The 21,237-nt window shown below is 56.9% G+C and carries 24 protein-coding genes and 1 tRNA gene; 18 read left to right on the forward strand and 7 right to left on the reverse strand.

Going from position 1 to position 21,237, the window contains the following annotated elements:
- Positions 1 to 13 precede the first annotated feature (13 nt).
- From M5B44_RS08360 to M5B44_RS08385, 6 genes are read left to right on the forward strand one after another with little or no spacing between them, the layout of a single operon-like run.
- Positions 14 to 1,567, forward strand: a complete 1,554-nt coding sequence (locus M5B44_RS08360; RefSeq protein ID WP_085732496.1) for a sugar ABC transporter ATP-binding protein — start codon at positions 14 to 16, stop codon at positions 1,565 to 1,567.
- Positions 1,564 to 2,541 carry an ABC transporter permease gene (locus M5B44_RS08365; RefSeq protein ID WP_025111208.1) on the forward strand — a complete coding sequence of 326 codons (978 nt, stop codon included), beginning with the start codon at positions 1,564 to 1,566 and terminating at the stop codon, positions 2,539 to 2,541. Before M5B44_RS08360 ends, M5B44_RS08365 begins: the two co-directional genes overlap by 4 nt.
- A 3-nt stretch (positions 2,542 to 2,544) precedes the next feature.
- The gene (locus M5B44_RS08370; protein ID WP_114882125.1) at positions 2,545 to 3,564 is read left to right on the forward strand and encodes a LacI family DNA-binding transcriptional regulator; all 1,020 of its coding nucleotides are present in this window, start codon (positions 2,545 to 2,547) and stop codon (positions 3,562 to 3,564) included.
- Positions 3,565 to 3,588: 24 nt separating this feature from the next.
- Positions 3,589 to 4,506: a ribokinase gene (rbsK, locus tag M5B44_RS08375; protein WP_248738805.1), complete on the forward strand. Its 918-nt coding sequence runs from the start codon at positions 3,589 to 3,591 to the stop codon at positions 4,504 to 4,506.
- Positions 4,503 to 4,907, forward strand: coding sequence for a D-ribose pyranase (rbsD, locus tag M5B44_RS08380; RefSeq protein WP_248738806.1), 405 nt, complete (start codon positions 4,503 to 4,505; stop codon positions 4,905 to 4,907). The genes rbsK and rbsD overlap by 4 nt, the downstream gene beginning before the upstream one ends.
- 46 nt (positions 4,908 to 4,953) lie before the next feature.
- Positions 4,954 to 5,982 (forward strand): nucleoside hydrolase, encoded by a 1,029-nt coding sequence (locus M5B44_RS08385; protein WP_248738807.1) that lies wholly within the window; start codon positions 4,954 to 4,956, stop codon positions 5,980 to 5,982.
- 36 nt (positions 5,983 to 6,018) lie between these two features.
- Here M5B44_RS08385 and M5B44_RS08390 read toward each other — a convergent pair whose 3' ends face one another.
- A complete protein-coding gene (locus tag M5B44_RS08390) occupies positions 6,019 to 6,231 on the reverse strand; it encodes a hypothetical protein (protein ID WP_085712027.1) in 213 nt (70 codons plus the stop codon).
- A gap of 132 nt (positions 6,232 to 6,363) precedes the next feature.
- On the opposite strand from M5B44_RS08390, the gene M5B44_RS08395 reads away from it, so the two are divergent.
- Complete coding sequence (locus tag M5B44_RS08395) at positions 6,364 to 6,669, forward strand: hypothetical protein (protein WP_248738808.1); 306 nt, start codon at positions 6,364 to 6,366, stop codon at positions 6,667 to 6,669.
- A 166-nt stretch (positions 6,670 to 6,835) separates the two neighbouring features.
- A complete protein-coding gene (locus M5B44_RS08400) occupies positions 6,836 to 7,153 on the forward strand; it encodes an I78 family peptidase inhibitor (RefSeq protein ID WP_134826099.1) in 318 nt (105 codons plus the stop codon).
- 72 nt (positions 7,154 to 7,225) lie between these two features.
- On the opposite strand, the gene M5B44_RS08405 is transcribed toward M5B44_RS08400, so the two are convergent.
- Positions 7,226 to 7,438, reverse strand: a complete 213-nt coding sequence (locus tag M5B44_RS08405; protein WP_003179963.1) for a cold-shock protein — start codon at positions 7,436 to 7,438, stop codon at positions 7,226 to 7,228.
- A 292-nt stretch (positions 7,439 to 7,730) separates the two neighbouring features.
- Positions 7,731 to 8,030, reverse strand: coding sequence for a hypothetical protein (locus M5B44_RS08410; RefSeq protein WP_085712030.1), 300 nt, complete (start codon positions 8,028 to 8,030; stop codon positions 7,731 to 7,733).
- 371 nt (positions 8,031 to 8,401) lie between these two features.
- Here M5B44_RS08410 and thrS point away from each other — a divergent pair, with 371 nt between their 5' ends.
- The 9 genes from thrS (at position 8,402) to M5B44_RS08455 (ending at position 15,857) form a co-directional block, all read left to right on the forward strand.
- Positions 8,402 to 10,324, forward strand: a complete 1,923-nt coding sequence (thrS, locus tag M5B44_RS08415) for a threonine--tRNA ligase (RefSeq protein WP_085689202.1) — start codon at positions 8,402 to 8,404, stop codon at positions 10,322 to 10,324.
- Positions 10,324 to 10,875 (forward strand): translation initiation factor IF-3, encoded by a 552-nt coding sequence (infC, locus tag M5B44_RS08420; protein WP_170929631.1) that lies wholly within the window; start codon positions 10,324 to 10,326, stop codon positions 10,873 to 10,875. The genes thrS and infC overlap by 1 nt, the downstream gene beginning before the upstream one ends.
- A gap of 60 nt (positions 10,876 to 10,935) precedes the next feature.
- Complete coding sequence (rpmI, locus tag M5B44_RS08425; protein WP_002553160.1) at positions 10,936 to 11,130, forward strand: 50S ribosomal protein L35; 195 nt, start codon at positions 10,936 to 10,938, stop codon at positions 11,128 to 11,130.
- A 30-nt stretch (positions 11,131 to 11,160) separates the two neighbouring features.
- Positions 11,161 to 11,517, forward strand: a complete 357-nt coding sequence (gene rplT, locus M5B44_RS08430; RefSeq protein ID WP_007913489.1) for a 50S ribosomal protein L20 — start codon at positions 11,161 to 11,163, stop codon at positions 11,515 to 11,517.
- A 109-nt stretch (positions 11,518 to 11,626) separates the two neighbouring features.
- The gene (gene pheS / locus M5B44_RS08435; protein ID WP_085732504.1) at positions 11,627 to 12,643 is read left to right on the forward strand and encodes a phenylalanine--tRNA ligase subunit alpha; all 1,017 of its coding nucleotides are present in this window, start codon (positions 11,627 to 11,629) and stop codon (positions 12,641 to 12,643) included.
- 26 nt (positions 12,644 to 12,669) lie between these two features.
- Positions 12,670 to 15,048, forward strand: a complete 2,379-nt coding sequence (gene pheT / locus M5B44_RS08440; protein WP_248738809.1) for a phenylalanine--tRNA ligase subunit beta — start codon at positions 12,670 to 12,672, stop codon at positions 15,046 to 15,048.
- A gap of 3 nt (positions 15,049 to 15,051) precedes the next feature.
- A complete protein-coding gene (gene ihfA, locus M5B44_RS08445; protein WP_002553164.1) occupies positions 15,052 to 15,354 on the forward strand; it encodes an integration host factor subunit alpha in 303 nt (100 codons plus the stop codon).
- Positions 15,335 to 15,691: a MerR family transcriptional regulator gene (locus M5B44_RS08450; protein WP_003179985.1), complete on the forward strand. Its 357-nt coding sequence runs from the start codon at positions 15,335 to 15,337 to the stop codon at positions 15,689 to 15,691. The genes ihfA and M5B44_RS08450 overlap by 20 nt, the downstream gene beginning before the upstream one ends.
- Positions 15,692 to 15,780: 89 nt before the next feature.
- Positions 15,781 to 15,857: transfer RNA gene (locus tag M5B44_RS08455), tRNA-Pro, on the forward strand.
- Positions 15,858 to 16,271: 414 nt separating this feature from the next.
- On the opposite strand, the gene M5B44_RS08460 is transcribed toward M5B44_RS08455, so the two are convergent.
- On the reverse strand, positions 16,272 to 17,717 hold the full coding sequence (locus M5B44_RS08460) for a hypothetical protein (RefSeq protein ID WP_248738810.1): 1,446 nt from the start codon (positions 17,715 to 17,717) through the stop codon (positions 16,272 to 16,274).
- Between the two features lie 400 nt (positions 17,718 to 18,117).
- On the opposite strand from M5B44_RS08460, the gene M5B44_RS08465 reads away from it, so the two are divergent.
- The gene (locus M5B44_RS08465) at positions 18,118 to 18,447 is read left to right on the forward strand and encodes a hypothetical protein (RefSeq protein ID WP_248738811.1); all 330 of its coding nucleotides are present in this window, start codon (positions 18,118 to 18,120) and stop codon (positions 18,445 to 18,447) included.
- Between the two features lie 56 nt (positions 18,448 to 18,503).
- Here M5B44_RS08465 and M5B44_RS08470 read toward each other — a convergent pair whose 3' ends face one another.
- The 3 genes from M5B44_RS08470 to M5B44_RS08480 form a co-directional block, all read right to left on the reverse strand.
- Positions 18,504 to 18,917 carry a VOC family protein gene (locus tag M5B44_RS08470; protein ID WP_248738812.1) on the reverse strand — a complete coding sequence of 138 codons (414 nt, stop codon included), beginning with the start codon at positions 18,915 to 18,917 and terminating at the stop codon, positions 18,504 to 18,506.
- A gap of 149 nt (positions 18,918 to 19,066) precedes the next feature.
- Positions 19,067 to 20,011 (reverse strand): alpha/beta hydrolase, encoded by a 945-nt coding sequence (locus tag M5B44_RS08475; RefSeq protein WP_248738813.1) that lies wholly within the window; start codon positions 20,009 to 20,011, stop codon positions 19,067 to 19,069.
- Between the two features lie 112 nt (positions 20,012 to 20,123).
- Positions 20,124 to 21,122 (reverse strand): NAD(P)H-quinone oxidoreductase, encoded by a 999-nt coding sequence (locus tag M5B44_RS08480; RefSeq protein WP_248738814.1) that lies wholly within the window; start codon positions 21,120 to 21,122, stop codon positions 20,124 to 20,126.
- Between the last annotated feature and the right edge of the window lie 115 nt (positions 21,123 to 21,237).

Raw genomic sequence — 21,237 nt, forward strand, 5'->3', positions numbered from 1 at the left:
TGGAGAGTTTTTTATGTCAGTTTCCGCCCCGAACGCTGTCCTCTCGGTCAGCGGTATCGGTAAGACCTATGCGCAGCCGGTGCTCACCGGCATCGACTTGACGCTGATGCGCGGTGAAGTGCTGGCACTGACCGGCGAGAACGGTGCCGGTAAAAGTACCCTGTCGAAAATCATCGGTGGACTGGTGACCCCGACCACCGGGCAGATGCAGTTCCAGGGCAAGGAATATCGCCCTGGCAGCCGTACCCAGGCCGAAGAGCTTGGCGTGCGTATGGTCATGCAAGAACTCAATCTGTTGCCGACCCTTTCGGTGGCGGAAAACCTGTTTCTCGACAACCTGCCAAGCAACGGTGGCTGGATCAGTCGCAAACAGCTGCGCAAGGCTGCCATCGAAGCGATGGCCCAGGTCGGCCTGGATGCCATCGACCCCGACACGCTGGTCGGCGAGCTGGGCATCGGTCACCAGCAAATGGTTGAAATCGCGCGCAACCTGATCGGCGATTGCCATGTGCTGATTCTCGACGAGCCGACCGCGATGCTCACCGCTCGCGAAGTCGAAATGCTCTTCGAGCAGATCACCCGGCTGCAGGCGCGCGGCGTTGCGATCATTTACATCTCCCACCGCCTCGAAGAGCTGGCCCGAGTCGCACAGCGCATTGCCGTGCTGCGTGACGGCAATCTTGTTTGCGTCGAGCCGATGGCCAACTACAACAGCGAGCAACTGGTCACCTTGATGGTCGGCCGCGAGCTGGGTGAACACATGGACATGGGCCCGCGCAATATTGGTGCTCCTGCGTTGACGGTGAAAGGCCTCACTCGTTCCGACAAGGTTCGCGACGTGTCCTTCGAAGTGCGTGCCGGTGAGATTTTTGGCATTTCCGGATTGATCGGGGCAGGGCGCACGGAACTGCTGCGCCTGATCTTCGGCGCCGATCTCGCCGACAGCGGCAGCGTTGCCCTCGGTTCACCGGCGCAAGTGGTGAGTATCCGCTCGCCGGTCGACGCTGTGCGTAACGGCATCGCCCTGATCACTGAAGACCGAAAGGGTGAGGGACTGCTGCTGAGCCAGTCGATCAGCGCCAACATTGCCCTGGGCAATATGCCGGAAATTTCCAGCGGTGGTTTCGTCAACAATGGTGACGAAATCTCTCTGGCCAAACGGCAGATCGATGCCATGCGCATCCGCAGTTCGAGCCCGACTCAACTCGTATCCGAATTGTCCGGCGGCAACCAGCAGAAGGTGGTGATCGGCCGCTGGCTGGAGCGCGACTGTTCGGTGTTGCTGTTCGATGAGCCCACTCGTGGTATCGACGTCGGTGCCAAGTTCGACATTTATAACCTGCTCGGTGAGCTGACCCGGCAGGGCAAGGCGCTGGTGGTGGTCTCCAGCGACCTGCGCGAGTTGATGCTGATCTGCGACCGCATCGGGGTGCTGTCGGCGGGGCGTCTGATCGACACGTTCGAGCGTGACAGCTGGACCCAGGATGACTTGCTTGCCGCCGCGTTCGCCGGCTACCAAAAACGTGATGCGTTGCTCAACGAAGCAGCGCCTAGGGATCTCCCATGAAAACTGCATCTTCTGCCGGTAAACGTAGTGGCAACTTCTACGGTCTGGGCACCTATCTGGGCCTGGCCGGTGCCTTGCTGGCGATGGTTGCGCTGTTCTCGGTCATGAGCAGCCACTTCCTGTCGTACAACACTTTCAGCACCCTGGCCAACCAGATCCCCGACCTGATGGTGTTGGCGGTAGGCATGACCTTCGTGCTGATCATCGGCGGGATCGACCTGTCGGTGGGTTCGGTGCTGGCGCTTGCTGCATCGACCGTCAGCGTGGCGATCCTGGGCTGGGGCTGGAGTGTCCTGCCGGCTGCGCTGCTTGGCATGGCAGTGGCGGCACTGGCCGGTACGGTGACCGGCTCGATCACGGTTGCCTGGCGAATTCCGTCGTTCATCGTTTCGCTTGGTGTGCTGGAAATGGCCAGGGGCCTGGCCTATCAGATGACCGGCTCGCGTACCGCTTACATCGGTGATTCATTTGCGTGGCTGTCGAACCCGATTGCCTTTGGTATTTCGCCGTCGTTCATTATTGCCCTGTTGGTGATCTTCATTGCTCAAGCGGTGTTGACCCGGACCGTGTTTGGTCGCTACCTGATCGGCATCGGCACCAACGAGGAAGCTGTACGGCTGGCGGGCATCAATCCCAAGCCCTACAAGATTCTGGTGTTCAGTCTGATGGGACTGCTGGCTGGTATCGCGGCGCTGTTCCAGATTTCCCGCCTGGAAGCGGCCGACCCGAATGCCGGTTCAGGCCTTGAGCTGCAAGTGATTGCTGCTGTTGTGATCGGCGGCACCAGCCTGATGGGCGGCCGTGGTTCGGTCATCAGTACGTTCTTCGGGGTATTGATCATCTCTGTACTGGCGGCCGGTCTGGCGCAGATCGGCGCAACCGAGCCGACCAAGCGCATCATCACGGGTGCAGTGATCGTCATCGCGGTAGTGCTCGATACGTATCGCAGTCAACGCGCAAGCCGGCGGGGCTGAGACATGGCGACAATCAAGGATGTGGCGGCGCTTGCGGGAATTTCCTACACGACCGTTTCCCATGTTGTGAACAACACCCGGCCGGTGAGCCAGGAAGTGCGGCTGAAAGTCGAGGCGGCGATCAAGAGCCTCGACTACGTGCCGAGTGCTGTTGCCCGATCGCTGAAGGCCAAGACCACTGCCACCATTGGCTTGCTGGTGCCCAACAGTCTTAACCCGTACTTCGCCGAGCTGGCCCGGGGGATCGAGGATTATTGTGAGCGTAATGGCTACTGCGTAATTCTCTGCAACTCCGACGACAATCCGGAAAAGCAGCGCAGCTACCTTCGGGTGCTGCTGGAGAAACGTATCGATGGCTTGATTGTCGCCTCCGCTGGCGGTGACAGTGGCCTGGTACAAGGTCTGGCCGGAGTCAAGACACCGATGGTCATCGTTGACCGGGGGCTGGAGGGTGTGGACGCCGATCTCGTGCGCATCGACCATGAATATGGCGCCTATCTGGCAACGAGGCACCTGATCGAACTCGGCCATCGCGATATCGCCACGATTGGTGGTCCGGCGAGCACCAGTGTTGCGCAAATGCGTCAGGCGGGATTTTGCCGCGCCTTGAAAGAGGCGGGTATTGAAGTACCGCCATCGCGGATGCTGGAAAGCGATTTCACCAGCACTGGCGGTTACAACGCAGCGGCGGTTTTGCTTGAGGGCAATCCCCCCAGTGCAATCTTTGCCGGCAACGACATGATCGGCATCGGTGTGCTGCGCGCCGCCGCCGAGCGCAATGTGCGCGTACCTGCGCAGTTGTCGGTGATCGGCTTCGACGATATCCAGATGAGCCGTTACGTGTACCCGGCGCTGACCACTGTGGGGCAATCGATCCTGCAGTTGGGCGAGATGGCGGCGGAAGTGTTGCTGCGAAGAATTGCTACCCCGGATCTGGCTACGGATCAGCGGATCGTGACCCCGAGTATTGTCTTGCGAGAGTCGACTGCGCCGCTGGCTGGCGTGTTTACCGAATATCGCTGAAACCGAATTGATGAGTAGTGATGTATGCCTGCAAATGTAGTGGTAATAGGCAGTCTGAACATGGACCTGGTCACGCGGGCACCTCGTTTGCCCCGGGGTGGCGAGACACTGATCGGTCATTCGTTCGCGACTGTGTCAGGTGGCAAGGGTGCCAACCAGGCGGTGGCCGCCGCCCGGCTGGGCGCTCAGGTGTCGATGGTCGGCTGTGTCGGCAATGACGACTACGGCGTGCAATTGCGCGAGGCATTGCTGGTCGAGCACATCGATTGCCAGGCGGTCAGCGTGGTCGAGGACTCCAGTGGCGTAGCGCTGATTGTGGTCGATGACAACAGTCAGAACGCTATCGTCATCGTTGCCGGAGCCAACGGTTCGATGACGCCTGCGGTGATCGACCAGTTCGACGCGGTCTTGCAGGCAGCGGATGTGATCATTTGTCAGCTGGAAATTCCCGATGCCACCGTCGGTCATGCGCTCAGGCGCGGTCGTGAACTGGGCAAGACGGTCATCCTGAATCCGGCCCCGGCCAGCCGTCCATTGCCGGTGGACTGGTTTGCTTCCATCGACTACCTGATTCCCAATGAAAGCGAAGCCGCAGCCCTCAGCGGTTTGCCGGTGGACTCGCTGGAAAGCGCTGAAAAAGCAGCTGCACGACTCATTTCCATGGGCGCCGGCAACGTGATCGTCACGCTGGGTGCTCAGGGTGCGTTGTTCGCCAACGGCTCGGGTTACCAGCATTTCCCTGCGCCCAAAGTGAAAGCAGTTGATACCACGGCTGCCGGGGACACCTTCGTTGGCGGTTTCGCAGCGGCGCTGGCCGTTGGCAAAACCGAGGTCGAGGCCATTCGTTTTGGTCAGATAGCCGCGGCGCTGTCTGTTACTCGTGCGGGTGCCCAGCCGTCCATTCCCACATCTTCCGACGTACAGGCGTTCAAACCCGCATGAAAAAGACTCCATTGCTCAATATCGCCCTGTCTCGGCTGATTGCCTCCCTCGGTCATGGCGACATCGTCGTGATCGGTGATGCCGGCTTGCCCGTACCACCGGGTGTCGAGTTGATCGATCTCGCGCTGACCCAAGGTGTTCCGGATTTCGTCAGCACCCTGAAGATCGTGCTCAGCGAAATGCAGGTGGAAAGCCATGTGCTCGCCCAGGAAATCTTCGACAAGCAACCCACTGCGCTGGCTTCGCTGGATGCATTGAATGAAGAAGGTGCACTGGGGCGGCGCGATCTGCTCAGTCATGAACAATTCAAGGCTCTCAGCCGACAAGCACGAGCGATTGTCCGTACAGGCGAATGTCAGCCGTACTGCAACATCGTGCTGGTGGCCGGGGTAACGTTTTAACGGGGCTCAGTCCCTTTTCTGATTTCAAATGCACAAGGAATGCGCCATGCACCGCTATGCTCAAAAAATTCACCAACTGATCCGGAGCCTGCTGCTTTTGTCCGTGATAACCGCGACCGGCGCCCAGGCGGCGGAAAAGATTGATCTGATCATCGATACCGATCCGGGTGCCGATGATGTGGTGGCCCTGTTGTTTGCTCTGGCATCGCCGGAGGAGCTGAACATTCGCGCGCTGACCACCGTGGCTGGCAACGTGCGTCTCGACAAGACATCACGCAATGCGCGACTGGCCCGCGAGTGGGCCGGTCGTGAAGAAGTGCCGGTTTATGCCGGCGCACCGAAGCCGTTGATGCGCACACCGATCTACGCCGAGAACATCCATGGCAAGGAAGGCCTGTCGGGTGTCACCGTGCATGAGCCGAAAAAAGGCCTGGCTGAAGGCAATGCGGTCAACTACCTGATCGACACCCTGAAAAAAGCCAAGCCACACAGCATCACCATTGCCATGCTGGGGCCGCAAACCAACCTGGCGCTGGCACTGATTCAGGAGCCGGAGATCGTTCAGGGCATCAAGGAAGTGGTCGTCATGGGGGGCGCGCACTTCAACGGTGGCAATATCACGCCAGTGGCCGAATTCAACCTGTACGCGGATCCGCAAGCGGCTGAAGTCGTGCTCAAAAGCGGCGTGAAGCTGACTTACCTGCCGCTGGATGTAACCCACAAGATTCTCACCAGTGATGCACGCCTGAAACAGATCGCGGCGCTGAACAACAACGCGAGCAAGATTGTCGGCGATATCCTCAACGAGTACATCAAGGGCGATATGGAACACTACGGCATTCCGGGTGGTCCGGTGCATGACGCCACGGTCGTGGCTTACCTGCTCAAACCAGAACTGTTCACCGGTCGTTCGGTGAACGTGGTGGTTGATAGCCGTGAAGGTCCGACCTTCGGGCAGACCATCGTCGACTGGTATGACGGCCTGAAAGCCCCGAAAAATGCCTTCTGGGTGGAAAACGGTGATGCTCAGGGCTTCTTCGATCTGTTGACCGAACGCCTGAAGCGTCTGAAGTAAGCAACAGGCCCGCAGGTGCCAGCCTGCGGGCCTTAATTATTCTTTCTCGATGTCCGATGTGCCCTTGAAGTCATCCGGATACTTCTCGAACAGCTGGGCAATAAATGATTGCGCGGCTTGTGTTCCCAGTGTCTTGACCAGCAGGTCGATGCTGATCAATGCCAATTCCTCCGGGCTGCCCGGACTGTAAGAGCTATGGCCTTGTGGCCAGTGGGCCTTGATGTCGGCTGAGATGCTTACGGTCGTCATGATGGGCTCGGAAGGTTACGGGACTGGAATCTTGAGTTAACCACTTTGGCCGGTGTTTGGCACTGCGACTTAGGCATGAGCGCAGGGCTATGCGACACTTGGTCGTCTTCGAATTAACCAAGGGCCTGAGTTGTGCAAATCGATTTGAATTCCCCCGGCGGCCTGACGCTGGACGCCGTGCGTCTGATGCTGGCATCGGCCAGTGACGATGAGCACACCCAGTTACGCGTGACCAAGGACGGCATTGCGTATATCTCTTCGGGGGTCACGGGTGGCCAGGCTATCGATGGCTTGTCGTTTCGCCTGGAGACCTGGGCCAAGGGCTCGGGTTATGTGGGCAACGTTGCGGCCAGCGACGAGGTCTGGGTAATGCAGATCTTCAATGCGCTCAAGGACAACTGGCCGAATCCGCCCTTTGACTATATCGATGTCTACTGAGCACTGGTCATATTCAGTGACGATTGTGTGAAGAAGTATCAGGCGTTGCTGAGGCAAACTCGCCGTTTTTCTGATCGTGGGGCAGGGGAGTGGCGCAGGTCATGAAACCAAACGCTGTATTGGCGGTCGCACAATGTTCGCTCAACTATTGAAAAAAGGAGGCTTCATGCCTTGGAAGCTCGCGTCACTGGGTACTCTGATGGCAGTTGCCATGCTGGCTGGCTGCACTACCACGTCCAGCGAGTCGCAGAAGGATCCTGTGGCGACCGAAACCGGTCACAGTCGTTGCGAGGCAACCGCTGCGGAGTTCGCCGTCGGCAAAAAGGCTTCGCCGGAATTGCTGGAGCAGGCGCGCAAAAAGGCCGGCGCGCAGAATGCCCGATTCCTCAAGCCTGACGACATGATCACCCTTGAGTACCGGTCTGATCGGCTGAATCTCAATACCGACAATAATCTGGTGGTCACCCGGGCCAGCTGTGGCTGAGTTGTACAGACTTTTGTCACGCGCATAAAAAACCCCGTCACATGGACGGGGTTTTTTTAGTGCGCCGGGAAATTACTCTGGGCGAACTTGTGCAGCTTGCATACCCTTTTGGCCTTTCTCAGCCACGAAGGAAACGGTCTGGCCTTCTTTCAGGCTTTTGAAACCGTCGGATTCGATAGCTTTGAAGTGTACGAACAGGTCGTCACCGCCACCTTGAGGAGTGATGAAGCCGAAGCCTTTTTCATCGTTGAACCATTTAACGGTGCCGGTTTGGCGATTAGACATGGTGTATCTCCAAGAAACATATATTTTCAGTAGTACTGTGCTGCTCAGGCCAACTGGGCACACCGGGGTATCATAGTCGAAATGTTCGCTTTGGTAGCCCCCCGGACGTGCTGTTTGCTTTCATATTGCAGACGCTTCGACAGTTTGAATGTCTGTAACCCCCGGTTTCAGAGGCTTTCAGCCAATTCGGCGGGGTGTAAAAAAAGCTATAAAACCTGCATAAAATATCGGATTCAGGGGCATTCTGGCCGTTTTTCGCTCGCTGAATGCCCGTAAATCCGCTCGCCAGGGTCTATTTCTGCACTCGGCAAACCGAGATTTCCTTCAGCGCGCGCTGACCCAGCTCACCGCTCGGCGGGGTGTTCTTGTCCATCAGCTGAGAGATTTCCTGTGTGGTGAATTTCTTCTCCAGGACATCAGCGCCACAGGTGCAGTGTTGTTTGGCTACCGTCGGGTTGACGCTTTGGCTGGCCGCTTTTGTGCAGTCGTTCATGTATTGCTCTTTGACGCCTTTCGGCCAGGCAGCCTGCGCGCTCAGCGGCAACAGCAGAACTAAAGGGACGACTGCGGCGAATAGGGTGTTCAGACGCATGCGAGGATGCTCCTTGTGGGTCGATGTCTTGTTATCTGATGGCTGAGTGGCCGATCAAGTTCATCACTCTGGCACAAAACAGACGATTTGCCTGCCGGTAAAACCAGAGTGCGTGTGTGACCGTTCATCTGTGCTAGCATGGCCGACTCGGGCGTTCGCAGGCTCCGGATGACCCTCAGTCCCGGCAGTGGCGACGTACGAATACTCTGATTTGAATCCCAGTCACTCTGGTTCGGTTTTCCGGTTGGCCGCAAGGCTCCTGCCGCTGTAAGGCAGGCGTTCGTCATTGAATGGCCTGGATCGGATCTTGTACTGGCTCATCCCAACCCACGTGACCTTTGGTAGGGGTCACCACTAGGAGAGGAGGCGCCATGCCAACTATTACTCTTCCCGACGGCAGTCAACGCTCATTCGATCACCCGGTTTCCGTAGCCGAGGTCGCCGCATCCATCGGTGCAGGCCTGGCCAAGGCCACCCTGGCCGGCAAGGTGAACGGCAAGCTGGTCGACGCCAGCGACATCATCGACAGCGACGCAACGCTGCAAATCATCACGCCAAAGGATGAAGAGGGGCTGGAGATCATTCGCCACTCTTGCGCCCACCTGGTTGGCCACGCGGTCAAGCAGTTGTACCCGACAGCCAAAATGGTCATCGGTCCGGTCATTGACGAAGGCTTCTATTACGACATCGCCTTCGAGCGTCCTTTCACTCCGGACGACATGACTGCCATCGAGCAGCGCATGCAACAGCTGATCGATACCGAATACGACGTCATCAAGAAAGTCACTCCGCGCGCCGAAGTGATCGAAGTGTTCAAGGCCCGTGGCGAAGATTACAAGCTGCGCCTGGTCGAGGACATGCCGAACGAGCAGGCCATGGGCCTGTACTATCACGAAGAATACGTCGACATGTGCCGCGGTCCGCACGTGCCGAACACTCGCTTCCTGAAATCCTTCAAGTTGACCAAGCTGTCCGGCGCCTACTGGCGCGGTGATGCCAAGAACGAGCAATTGCAGCGCGTTTACGGCACCGCATGGGCTGACAAGAAGCAGCTGGCAGCGTACATCCAGAGAATCGAAGAAGCTGAAAAGCGCGATCACCGCAAGATCGGCAAGCGCCTGGGCCTGTTCCACACCCAGGAAGAAGCGCCGGGCATGGTGTTCTGGCACCCGAATGGCTGGACTCTGTACCAGGTACTCGAGCAGTACATGCGCAAGGTGCAGCGTGACAACGGCTATCTCGAGATCAAGACGCCGCAGGTCGTTGACCGTAGCCTGTGGGAAAAGTCCGGGCACTGGGCCAACTACGCCGACAACATGTTCACAACCGAGTCGGAAAGCCGCGACTACGCGATCAAGCCGATGAACTGCCCTTGCCACGTGCAGGTGTTCAACCAGGGTCTGAAGAGCTACCGCGAGCTGCCGATGCGTCTGGCCGAGTTCGGTGCCTGCCACCGTAACGAGCCGTCGGGTGCGCTGCACGGCATCATGCGCGTGCGTGCATTCACTCAGGACGACGCCCACATTTTCTGCACCGAAGAGCAGATGCAGGCCGAATCCGCTGCGTTCATCAAGCTGACCATGGATGTTTATCGCGACTTCGGTTTCACCGATGTCGAGATGAAACTGTCCACTCGTCCGGAAAAACGCGTTGGTTCCGACGAACTGTGGGATCGCGCCGAAGCGGCCTTGGCCGCGGCCCTTGATAGCGCGGGCCTTCCGTACGATCTGCAGCCGGGTGAGGGTGCGTTCTATGGTCCGAAGATTGAATTCTCGCTGAAAGATTGCCTCGGTCGCGTGTGGCAATGTGGTACTTTGCAGCTCGATTTCAACCTGCCAGTGCGTCTCGGTGCCGAATACGTCTCCGAAGACAACAGCCGCAAGCATCCGGTCATGTTGCACCGCGCGATCCTCGGTTCGTTCGAGCGTTTCGTCGGGATTCTGATCGAGCACTACGAAGGTGCATTCCCTGCGTGGCTGGCGCCGACCCAGGCAGTGATCATGAATATCACTGATAAACAGGCAGATTTTGTTGCTCAGGTCGAAAAAACTCTCAACGAAAGCGGGTTTCGTGCCAAGTCTGACTTGAGAAATGAAAAGATCGGCTTTAAAATCCGCGAGCATACTTTGCTCAAGGTTCCATATCTCTTGGTTATTGGGGATAAGGAAGTCGAGATGCAGACTGTCGCTGTGCGTACTCGTGAAGGTGCTGACCTGGGCTCGATGCCCGTCGCCCAGTTCGCTGAGTTTCTCGCGCAAGCGGTTTCCCGGCGTGGTCGCCCAGATTCGGAGTAATTATTATTAAGCGTGAAATGAGACAAGATAAACGAACTGCACCGAAAGCCCCGATCAACGAGAATATCTCGGCACGCGAGGTTCGGTTAATTGGCGCTGACGGCGAGCAGATTGGCATCGTCTCGATTGATGAAGCGCTTCGTATCGCTGAAGAAGCAAAGCTTGATCTGGTAGAAATCTCTGCAGACGCAGTCCCACCGGTTTGCCGTGTGATGGACTACGGCAAGTCGATCTTCGAAAAGAAGAAGCAGATTGCTGCGGCGAAGAAGAACCAGAAGCAGATTCAGGTAAAAGAAATCAAGTTTCGTCCAGGGACGGAGGAAGGGGATTACCAGGTAAAACTGCGCAACCTGGTACGTTTCCTGAGTGACGGGGACAGGGCCAAGGTATCCTTGCGATTCCGCGGCCGTGAGATGGCCCACCAGGAGCTGGGGATGGAACTCCTCAAGCGGGTTGAACAAGACCTGCTCGAGTACGGTTCGGTCGAACAGCATCCTAAGATGGAAGGACGCCAGCTGATCATGGTCATCGCCCCGAAAAAGAAGAAGTAATCAACAGGGCACGGCAGGCCTTCTGATTATGTTTATCAACTGAATGCGGAGTATCCGAACATGCCAAAGATGAAAACCAAAAGTGGTGCTGCTAAGCGGTTTCTGAAAACTGCTAACGGTATCAAGCACAAGCACGCTTTCAAGAGCCACATCCTGACCAAAATGTCGACCAAGCGTAAGCGTCAACTGCGCGGTAGCAGCTTGCTGCATCCGTCTGACGTGGCAAAAGTCGAGCGCATGCTGCGCCTTCGTTAATTTTTGGATCAAGAATAGAGGAAGTAACTCATGGCTCGTGTAAAGCGTGGCGTCATTGCCCGTAAACGTCACAAAAAAATTCTGAAACTTGCTAAAGGCTACTACGGCGCTCGCTCGCGCGTATTCCGTGTTGCCAAGCAAGCGGTAATCAAGGCAGGCCAATACGCCTACCGTGACCGTCGTCAGAAAAAACGTCAGTTCCGCGCTCTGTGGATCGCTCGTATCAACGCTGGTGCTCGTGTTAACGGTCTGTCCTACAGCCGTTTCATCGCTGGCCTGAAAAAAGCGTCCATCGAGATCGACCGTAAGGTTCTGGCTGATCTGGCAGTGAACGAAAAAGCGGTGTTTGCCGCGATTGTCGAGAAAGCTAAAGCCACCTTGGCTTAAGTACCCCCGACAGTCACCCGGCCTCACCTCTGTGGGGTCAGGTGGTAAACGTCATAAATAGGGGAAGAGCCTTCAAGCTCTTCCCCTATTTTGTATCTGGAGTCTGTACATGGAAAACCTGGATGCGCTGGTCTCTCAAGCACTAGAGGCTGTGCAAAGCGCTGAAGATATCAATGCCCTGGAGCAAATCCGGGTTCAATACCTTGGCAAAAAGGGTGAATTGACTCAGGTGATGAAGACCCTGGGGAATTTGCCGGCAGAGGAGCGTCCGCAGGTCGGCGCCCTGATCAACGTTGCCAAGGAACGTGTCACAGGCGTTCTCAATGCGCGCATGGCGCTGTTTGAAGAGGCCGAACTGGCTGCCAAACTGTCCGCCGAATCCATTGACGTAACCCTGCCGGGCCGTGGCCAGACCTCCGGTGGTCTGCATCCGGTAACCCGGACTCTGGAACGCATCGAACAGTTCTTCACCCACATCGGCTACGGCATTGCCGAAGGCCCTGAGGTCGAAGACGATTATCACAACTTCGAGGCGCTCAACATCCCAGGCCATCACCCGGCCCGGTCGATGCACGACACCTTCTATTTCAACGCGAACATGCTGTTGCGCACCCATACCTCGCCGGTACAGGTCCGCACCATGGAATCGCAGCAGCCGCCGATCCGCATCGTCTGCCCAGGCCGTGTGTACCGCAGCGACTCCGATATCACTCACTCGCCGATGTTCCACCAGGTCGAAGGCCTGCTGGTCGATCGCGACATCAATTTCGCCGACCTGAAAGGCACTATCGAAGAGTTCCTGCGGGTGTTCTTCGAAAAAGAACTGGCGGTACGTTTCCGTCCTTCCTACTTCCCGTTCACCGAGCCATCCGCTGAAGTCGACATGGAATGCGTGATGTGCAGCGGTAAAGGCTGCCGTGTCTGCAAGCAGACCGGCTGGCTGGAAGTGATGGGCTGCGGCATGGTTCACCCGAATGTGCTGCGCATGTCCGGCATCGATCCGGAGGAGTTCTCGGGCTTCGCCTTCGGCATGGGCGTCGAGCGTCTGGCCATGCTGCGTTACGGCGTGAACGACTTGCGTCTGTTCTTCGACAACGACTTGCGGTTCCTCGCGCAATTTCGCTAGTCGTAACGAATTCTTAGGAGAGCAGGATGAAATTCAGTGAACAATGGCTGCGTGGCTGGGTCAGCCCGCAGGTAAATCGCGACGAGCTGGTTGCCCGTCTGTCGATGGCCGGTCTTGAGGTCGATAGCGTTACGCCGGCCGCCGGTGCATTCAGTGGCGTAGTGGTTGGCGAGGTTCTGAGTACCGAGCAACACCCTGACGCCGACAAGTTGCGTGTTTGCCAAGTCAGCAATGGCACGGAAACCTTCCAGGTCGTGTGCGGTGCGCCAAACGTGCGTCCGGGCCTGAAAATTCCGTTCGCCATGATCGGAGCCGAGCTGCCGGGCGACTTCAAGATCAAGAAAGCCAAGCTGCGTGGCGTCGAGTCCAACGGCATGCTGTGCTCGCAATCCGAGCTGCAGGTCGGTGAAGGCAATGACGGTCTGATGGAACTGCCGGCCGATGCGCCGGTGGGCGAAGATTTCCGCGTTTATCTGGATCTGGAAGACGCCAGCATCGAGGTCGACCTGACCCCGAACCGCGGCGACTGCCTGTCCCTGGCCGGTCTGGCGCGTGAAGTGGGTGCGTTGTACGACACTCCAGTCACTCGTCCGGTGGTAATGACTGTTCCGGCTGTACACGACGAAGTGCGCTCGGTGGAAGTCCTGGCGCCTGCCGCCTGCCCGCGCTACCTGGGTCGTGTGATCCGCAACGTTGACTTGTCCAAGCCTACGCCTCTGTGGATGGTAGAGCGTCTGCGTCGTGCCGAAGTGCGCAGCATCGACGCCGCCGTCGACATCACCAACTACGTGATGCTCGAACTGGGTCAGCCGCTGCACGCTTTCGACCTCGCGGAAATCAATGGCGGCATTCGTGTACGCATGGCGGAAGAGGGCGAGAAGCTCGTTCTGCTCGACGGTCAGGAAGTCAGCCTGCGTAGCGATACGCTGGTGATCGCCGACCACACTCGCGCTCTGGCCATTGCCGGTGTGATGGGTGGCGAGCACAGCGGTGTATCCGCGACTACTCGCGACGTATTCCTTGAAAGTGCGTTCTTCGACCAGATCGCTGTGGCGGGCAAGGCTCGCTCCTACGGTCTGCACACTGATGCTTCGCACCGCTACGAGCGTGGTGTGGACTGGCAACTGGCCCGTGAAGCCATGGAGCGCGCCACTGGCCTGCTGCTGGAAATCACCGGTGGCGAAGCCGGGCCGATCATCGAGACCGTCAGCGAGCAGCACTTGCCGTCGATCGCGCCGATCACTCTGCGCGCTCAGCGCATCACCCAGATGCTGGGAATGGAAATGGATTCGGCCGAAGTCGAGCGTCTGCTCAACGCTTTGGGCCTGAAGGTTTCCGCCGACGGAGCAGGGCAGTGGCGCGTAGAAGTGCCAAGCCATCGCTTCGATATCAGTCTGGAAGTCGATCTGATCGAAGAGCTGGCGCGTCTGTACGGTTACAACCGTCTGCCGGTTCGTTACCCGCAAGCTCGTCTGGCGCCGCAAGCCAAGGCTGAAGCGCGCAGCGATCTGCCGGAACTGCGTCGTCTGCTGGTCGCTCGTGGTTATCAGGAAGCGATCACTTACAGCTTCATCGATCCAAAACAGTTCGAGCTGTTCAACCCGGGGGTTGAGCCACTGCTGTTGGCGAACCCGATCTCCAATGACATGGCCGCCATGCGTTCGTCGCTGTGGCCGGGTCTGGTCAAGGCGCTGCAGCACAACCTCAACCGTCAGCAGGATCGTGTCCGTCTGTTCGAGAGTGGCCTGCGTTTCGTCGGCCAACTGGAAGGTCTGAAGCAAGAGCCGATGCTGGCCGGTGTCGTCTGCGGTAGCCGTCTGCCGGAAGGCTGGGCACAAGGTCGTGATACCGTCGACTTCTTCGACGTCAAGGCTGACGTTGAGGCTGTGCTGGGTTTTGCCGGTGCGCTGGATTCGTTCACTTTCACCCCGGGCAAACACCCGGCGCTGCACCCGGGTCAAACCGCGCGCATCGAGCGTGAAGGGCGTGAAGTCGGCTTTATCGGTGCGATTCACCCTGAACTGTCGAAATCCTTAGGGCTCGACCGTCCGGTCTTCGTCTTCGAGCTGGTTCTGGCTGAAGTCGCTCTGGGCAAAATGCCTAAATTCCACGAGTTGTCGCGCTTTCCTGAAGTGCGTCGTGACCTTGCACTGATTGCGCACAAAGACGTAGCGGCCTCGGCTGTACTGGACGTAATCCGTGAAAATGCAGGCGAATGGCTGACAGACCTCAGGCTATTTGACGTGTATCAAGGTAAAGGTATTGATCCTGATAGAAAAAGCCTTGCAGTCGGCTTGACCTGGCAGCATCCATCGCGCACTCTTAATGACGATGAGGTGAATTCGACGACGCAAAATATCCTCACCTCGCTCGAACAAAGGTTGAACGCCACGTTAAGGAAGTGACGTATGGGGGCTTTGACGAAAGCTGAGATGGCGGAACGTCTGTATGAAGAGCTGGGCCTGAACAAGCGGGAAGCCAAGGAATTGGTCGAACTGTTTTTCGAGGAAATCAGGCACGCTCTTGAAGACAACGAGCAGGTCAAATTGTCGGGTTTCGGCAATTTCGACCTTCGGGACAAACGCCAGCGGCCTGGCCGCAACCCGAAAACGGGGGAAGAAATCCCGATCACGGCTCGCCGTGTGGTCACCTTTCGTCCAGGGCAGAAGTTGAAGGCCCGAGTTGAGGCTTATGCTGGAACCAAGTCATAACGACGAACTACCCGTCATCCCGGGCAAACGCTACTTCACCATTGGTGAAGTCAGCGAGCTGTGTGCGGTAAAGCCGCACGTGCTGCGCTACTGGGAGCAGGAGTTTCCTCAGCTCAACCCCGTCAAACGCCGCGGAAACCGCCGGTACTATCAGCGCCAGGACGTGCTGATGATCCGGCAGATCCGCGCGCTCCTTTACGATCAAGGGTTCACCATCGGCGGTGCGCGTCTGCGCCTGTCCGGTGATGAAGCCAAAGACGATACAACCCAATACAAGCAAATGATCCGCCAGATGATCGCCGAGCTCGAAGATGTTCTGGTGGTCCTCAAGAAATAATTTCCTGCTTTTAAATACTTCCAGTTTTCAAAAGCTTGCGATATATTCTTGAGCGCTCCTCGAGATGAGGAGCGAGTTTCACGCCTAGTCGGGGCGTAGCGCAGTCCGGTAGCGCACTAGCATGGGGTGCTAGGGGTCGAGTGTTCGAATCACTCCGTCCCGACCATATTTTTCAATGACTTAGCCCAACTTTAGCGAGTTGGGCTTTTTCATGCGTGTGATTTTTGCGGAGGGAAACTCCCTGTGTTCTCCTCACGATGGTCAGAGCAGATCCTCTCCTCAGTTGCCGGCACGTTGTTCGCCGCCTTAAACGAAGTTTCTAGAGAGTACAGTGGCTCGTATGCCGCAAGGCAGTGCTTTGTTCGCTGCACGATGCCTGCTGCCATAGGGGCTTGAGAGGGTGAACTCTTCAGGGCTGAACCCTGGAAGGGACGGGTGACTTGTGTTCCTTTGCCCATCAGTGTTTACCAAGGGCATTTGCCATGCCTACAGTGATCGCCCTAAAAAGCTCCCGCTGCTGGTGGAACTACCTCCTCAACGGAGGTAGTTTTCACGCATTGTTGTTTATCCTGGTTGATGACTACCACTGCCCCAGGTAGAGGCTGGAGTAGGTGTATTGCGGGCTTGCCATCGTGGTCGTCGATATGGAAAAGAACAGAGTTGCAGACACTACCAGCGCCATAATAATCAACAGCCAGTGCCGGCGGAGCAGGGCTTTTATTGATTCAGGTTCGGTGGTAAAGGCCAGGCAGCAATAGATTGCAAGATGCAGAGCAAGGAAGAAGCGAGTTTCGATAGCACCAGGAATAATGGCAAGGACCGGCAGCAAAATCAGTAAGGCCCAAAAAGCGCTCTTGAATTTCTGCTCGGCTTTTACCCGCTGAGTGGCAATGGCCAGTGTCATTACGAGTAAGCCTGAGAACAGAACCAAATAGTTGAACAGTGCCAGCGATGTTCGTTTTCCCGGATGCCCTACGGTATAAACTTCGCCATCACGCAGATCCAGACCGCTTACGATATGCCTGCCATAAATCCCTGCAAAATCCACTGGGTTTTGCAAAAGCAACTTGAAGTACGTACTGACTTCAAAAGGTCCGGAACCGATTTTGTTATCGATGAAAAGCTGCTCTCCGGCTTTGTCCATGTAAAACACAGCAGGTCCGGGTGATGTCTCGTCGATGGACGTTTCATAGCGCTGCATTGTTATTCCCCAGAGGAGCTGACTGGCGAATAACGATCGGTTGTAGGGGGATTTAGTGATGACTAATGGAGAGAATGAATCATGGTTTTTATGATTGGCAATCACTTGCGGTATGCTTGCGATGGAGGCTCCGCAGAGAAAGATAACGGTTGCGAGTAGTCTGATACGCTTCGAGTGCTTGTTATAAACAACCAGCGATATGGCGAGCGTTAGCAGAATCGCCGGAAAAAGATAAATGGTTCTGGTGTTATAGGCGCCGTAAGCCATCAGGCCGGCGAATGCAAGTAATGCGCACTGTTTAAAACCCGTCGCCTTGTTGGCGGATGAAATAACGCAAACCGACGCGCTAACCATCAAGGCCAGGGCAGGCAGGTCGCTCAGTGTGTAAATGATGATCCCGGGGAACAATAGCGACACCAGAATCGGTGTAATCAGACGGCGCTGGAAGGTAGCCTTCCCCCCGAATAGTTGCAAATAGAATTCCGGAAGCAATACGGTGAAAAAATAGGCGTATATCACCGAAGACATAATTCTATAGGGGAAATAGCCCAAGACGTTGAATGTGTCGGAGAGGAATCTGGCCGGCGTCAATAGGGCGGGGTAGAAATAACCTCTTATATCCTTTGGGAAGTCGAAAAGAAAGTCGGCGGCACTAAGCTTCCAATAGGTGCCCGCATCCCAAGGAAATACTGAAACACCCTTTACCTTGTGCAAGGCTATGAAGAACAGTGTAGTTACAATGAAAGCTGCCAGTTTTTGATGCCGATGGAGTAGGTTGGCGATACCGCTTTCCTTTGTGGCCAGGCTGTATTCCATTTGGGTCATATAATACCGTGTGCTTGTAAGATTTGATGGAAGGCGGTTTGGGCTATTGTTTGTAAGTGTTTTTATTCAGCGTTAATGGAAATTCTTGCCGTTTTCTACTGATTTTCGATGTGTGGATAAAGAGAGTAATCACGTCAATCAAATGACCTGCGCTGAGCAGTTCAGTCCTTTCCATGAGTTTTCAGAGCCATCTCATTTATTTTCCGAAAGATTCTACACCATTCGTTTTGGTTGTTTCGGCTGCATTGAATGATTGCCCGCCATCGAGTGGACGGGCTGAGCTCGACGACAGTGAGGCCGGCGATGGGCTCGAAATGAACCATCAGGCGGCAAATTGCTGGCCCCCGAATGTTTTCAGTGACGGCAAACTCGCTTTTTTTCAAAAGGTTAGGCTGGCTATATGCGGACGACTGTCATCACCGTTGCGACGCTTTCCCTGGCTCTGTTCACCCTTGGAGCCGAAGCAAGGGAGTTAAGCAAGAGTCATCGTTTTGCTTGTACCTGGGGGTCGGACATCGCGGCCGGTGCGCAGCAATCGAAGCTGTCGGGGATTTCCCTGTATGGCGCCCGCAAGCGCCTGCAGGTACGCAGGTTTCAACAACCGTGGATGCGCATGACTGCGATGGGCATCACCGAGCAAACCTACAACAGCACCTCACGGCTCAAGCCTGCAGCCGTCAAGCAAACCTATTACGAGCAGTGCGTGAGGCATGAACTGGCGCAGCGATAAACAAAAAGCCCGACCTCAAGAGGTCGGGCTTTTTCATGTACTGGACATTCCACGCATTACTTGTCGCTTTCGCAGTTGACCATCCATGACACCCCGAACCGATCCACCAGCATGCCAAAGCGAGCGGCCCAGAATGTGGCTTCCAGCGGCATATCGACTCGCCCGTCTTTGGCCAGAGCGTTGAACACTCTTTCAGCTTCGGCGATGTTGTCGACATTCAAGGAGATCGAGCAACCGCTCATGCCCTGGGTCGGACGGTCAGGTGTGGTGTCCGAGGCCATCAACATCTGATCGCCGACTTTCAGGCAGGTATGGATGATCAGGTTGTGATGCTCTTTCGGTACATGTTCTGCGGCCGGTGTTTCGCCAAAGGTCATCATCGCTTCGAGCTTGCCTTGCAAGGCTTGCTCGTAGAACGTGAAGGCCGCGCGACAATCGCCGTTGAAAATAAGGTACGGATTGATTTTCATGAAAGTGCTCCCGAACAGGCAGTGAAGCGTGGCGCGACCGGGTGTGTCGTAGCCACGAGGGTTTGACCCCATCCAGCAAAGCGTCAGATCAAGGAATTGCCAGCGATTGCTGCAATTATTTTCCTCGAAATGACCGACGGCCTCCGTTCTCAGGAATCGCCTGGACCGTGATTGAGCGTCGCGCCCGCCACGCGTGCGGCAGGTCGTGTCTGCATCAAGGCGTCTATGGCCTTGCGATAATTCTGCCCACCCAGTGCCATGCTGTTGTTGTGGGTTGCGCCGGGAATCAGCAACAGACGTTTCGGTTGGTTGGCGGCTGCGAACAGCTGCTCGCTGAATCGCGACGGCACAAATGTATCCGCCAGACCGTGCACCACCAGCAACGGCATATGGATGTCGGCGATTTTGTCTATGGAGTCGAACTTCTGCGACAGCAGCCAGCGAACGGGTAGGGAAGTATTGGCCACGGCAGCAGCCACATCCGCCAGTGACGTAAAGGTCGATTCGATGACCAGGCCACGAACCGGCAGTGGCGTGTGGTTTCGGTTTGCGTCCCGGCCCAGTTCGGCGGCCAGGTCAATGGCAACTGCACCCCCCAGGGAGTGTCCGTAAATAAGGCGTTTGTTCGGGTCGGGCTGCAATTGCTGGAAACGTTCCCATGCTACCCGAGCGTCCTCATAGACCGTGCTTTCCGACGGCAGATCGCCATGACTCTGGCCAAAGCCACGATAGTCGATGGCCAGGACCGAATAGCCCGCCGCGCGCAGCTGCTCTATGCGAAACAGCTGCCCGGTCAGGTTCCAGCGCACGCCATGCAGATAGAGAATGGCCGGAGCATTGGCCCGCTCCGCCGGCCACCACCAGGCGTGAATATTCTGCCCGGCCTTGAAGCGCTTCGGTTGCAGATCAAGCTCCTGAACACTGCCGGGCAAGCCGTGATACCACCCTGCGGTGCCCGGTTCGATGCGAAACAGCAGCTTGCGTTCGGTGTGCTCCAGTACGGCACAACTCGCCGGCAGGCCGATGATCAGGGCGGCCATACAGGCAAACGCCAGACGGCGGCGTCGAATTCGGGTCATGAAGGCGAGGAACATGGAGGGTTACACCACAGCACGGACAAAGGAGGCTTTTTACCAGATGCGTTGGCCCGCGAGTGACATTTTCGATCATCGCAGGCTCGCATTGATGACAAAACAATTCGCCAGATCAATCCACTTTCAGCACGATTTTGCCGATGTGATCACCTGCCTCCATCTGCGCATGGGCCTTGGCCGCGTCTGCGAGTGCATAGACCTTGTCGATGATCGGCAGACAGCGACCGTCGGCCAACACGGGCCAGACATGTTCGCGCAACTGCGTGGCAATGGCGGCTTTTTCGTCACGTGTGCGTGCGCGCAACAGCGAGCCGGTGACCACCGCACGCTTGCCGAGAATGGTCAGTAGATCAACATCGTTGGCACGGGCGCCGCCAAGGAAACCCAACATCACCACACGCCCGTCCATGGCCAGGGCGCTGAGGTTGGCATTCAGATACGAACCACCCATGATGTCGAGGATCACGTTGACGCCCTGGCCGTTGGTTTTTTCGGCAATCACGGCAGCGAAATCCTGCTCGCGATAATTGATCGGTTCGCCGCCGAGATCGCGGATCGTCGCGCATTTATCGGTGCTCCCGGCGGTGGCGAAGGTCTCGATACCGAATTCACGGCACAACATCAATGCGGTAGTACCGATGCCGCTGGTGCCGCCGTGAATCAACACCCGCTGCCCACGGCTTGCGCCACCGAGGCCGAACAGGTTGGCCCATACGGTGAAAAAGGTTTCGGGAATCGCCGCAGCCTTGACCCAATCCATTCCGTCGGGGATCGGCAGAGTCTGGCCCGCCGGAACGGTGCAGTATTCGGCATAACCTCCACCATTGGTCAGCGCGCAAACCCTGTCGCCCACGGCAAAAGTGCTGACACCAGCACCCAGCGCCACGACTTCTCCAGCCACTTCCAGGCCGGGAATCGGGTTCATGCCGGGTCTCATCGGGTACTTGCCCGCGCGTTGCAAAGCGTCCGGCCGATTGATGCCGGCAGCGTGCACGCGAATCAGCAGCTCGCCCTGCGCGACGACTGGCAGCGGCACACGACGTGGTTGCAGAACGTCGGGAGCACCAGGTTCGGTTATTTCGATTCGGGTCATTTCGGTGGGCAAAGTCATGTCGGTTCCTGTCGTGCTTTGGGGCGTTTGGCCCCGTGAAAGGTTCATGACGTCCAGCATATCGGCTATCGTGGCTGCATAAATGCAGCGATTTTGCTTGCTGGTGATGCGATTC

It is taken from the genome of Pseudomonas sp. MWU12-2029 (genome assembly GCF_023242425.1).
Classification (GTDB): Bacteria; Pseudomonadota; Gammaproteobacteria; order Pseudomonadales; family Pseudomonadaceae; genus Aquipseudomonas; species Aquipseudomonas kribbensis.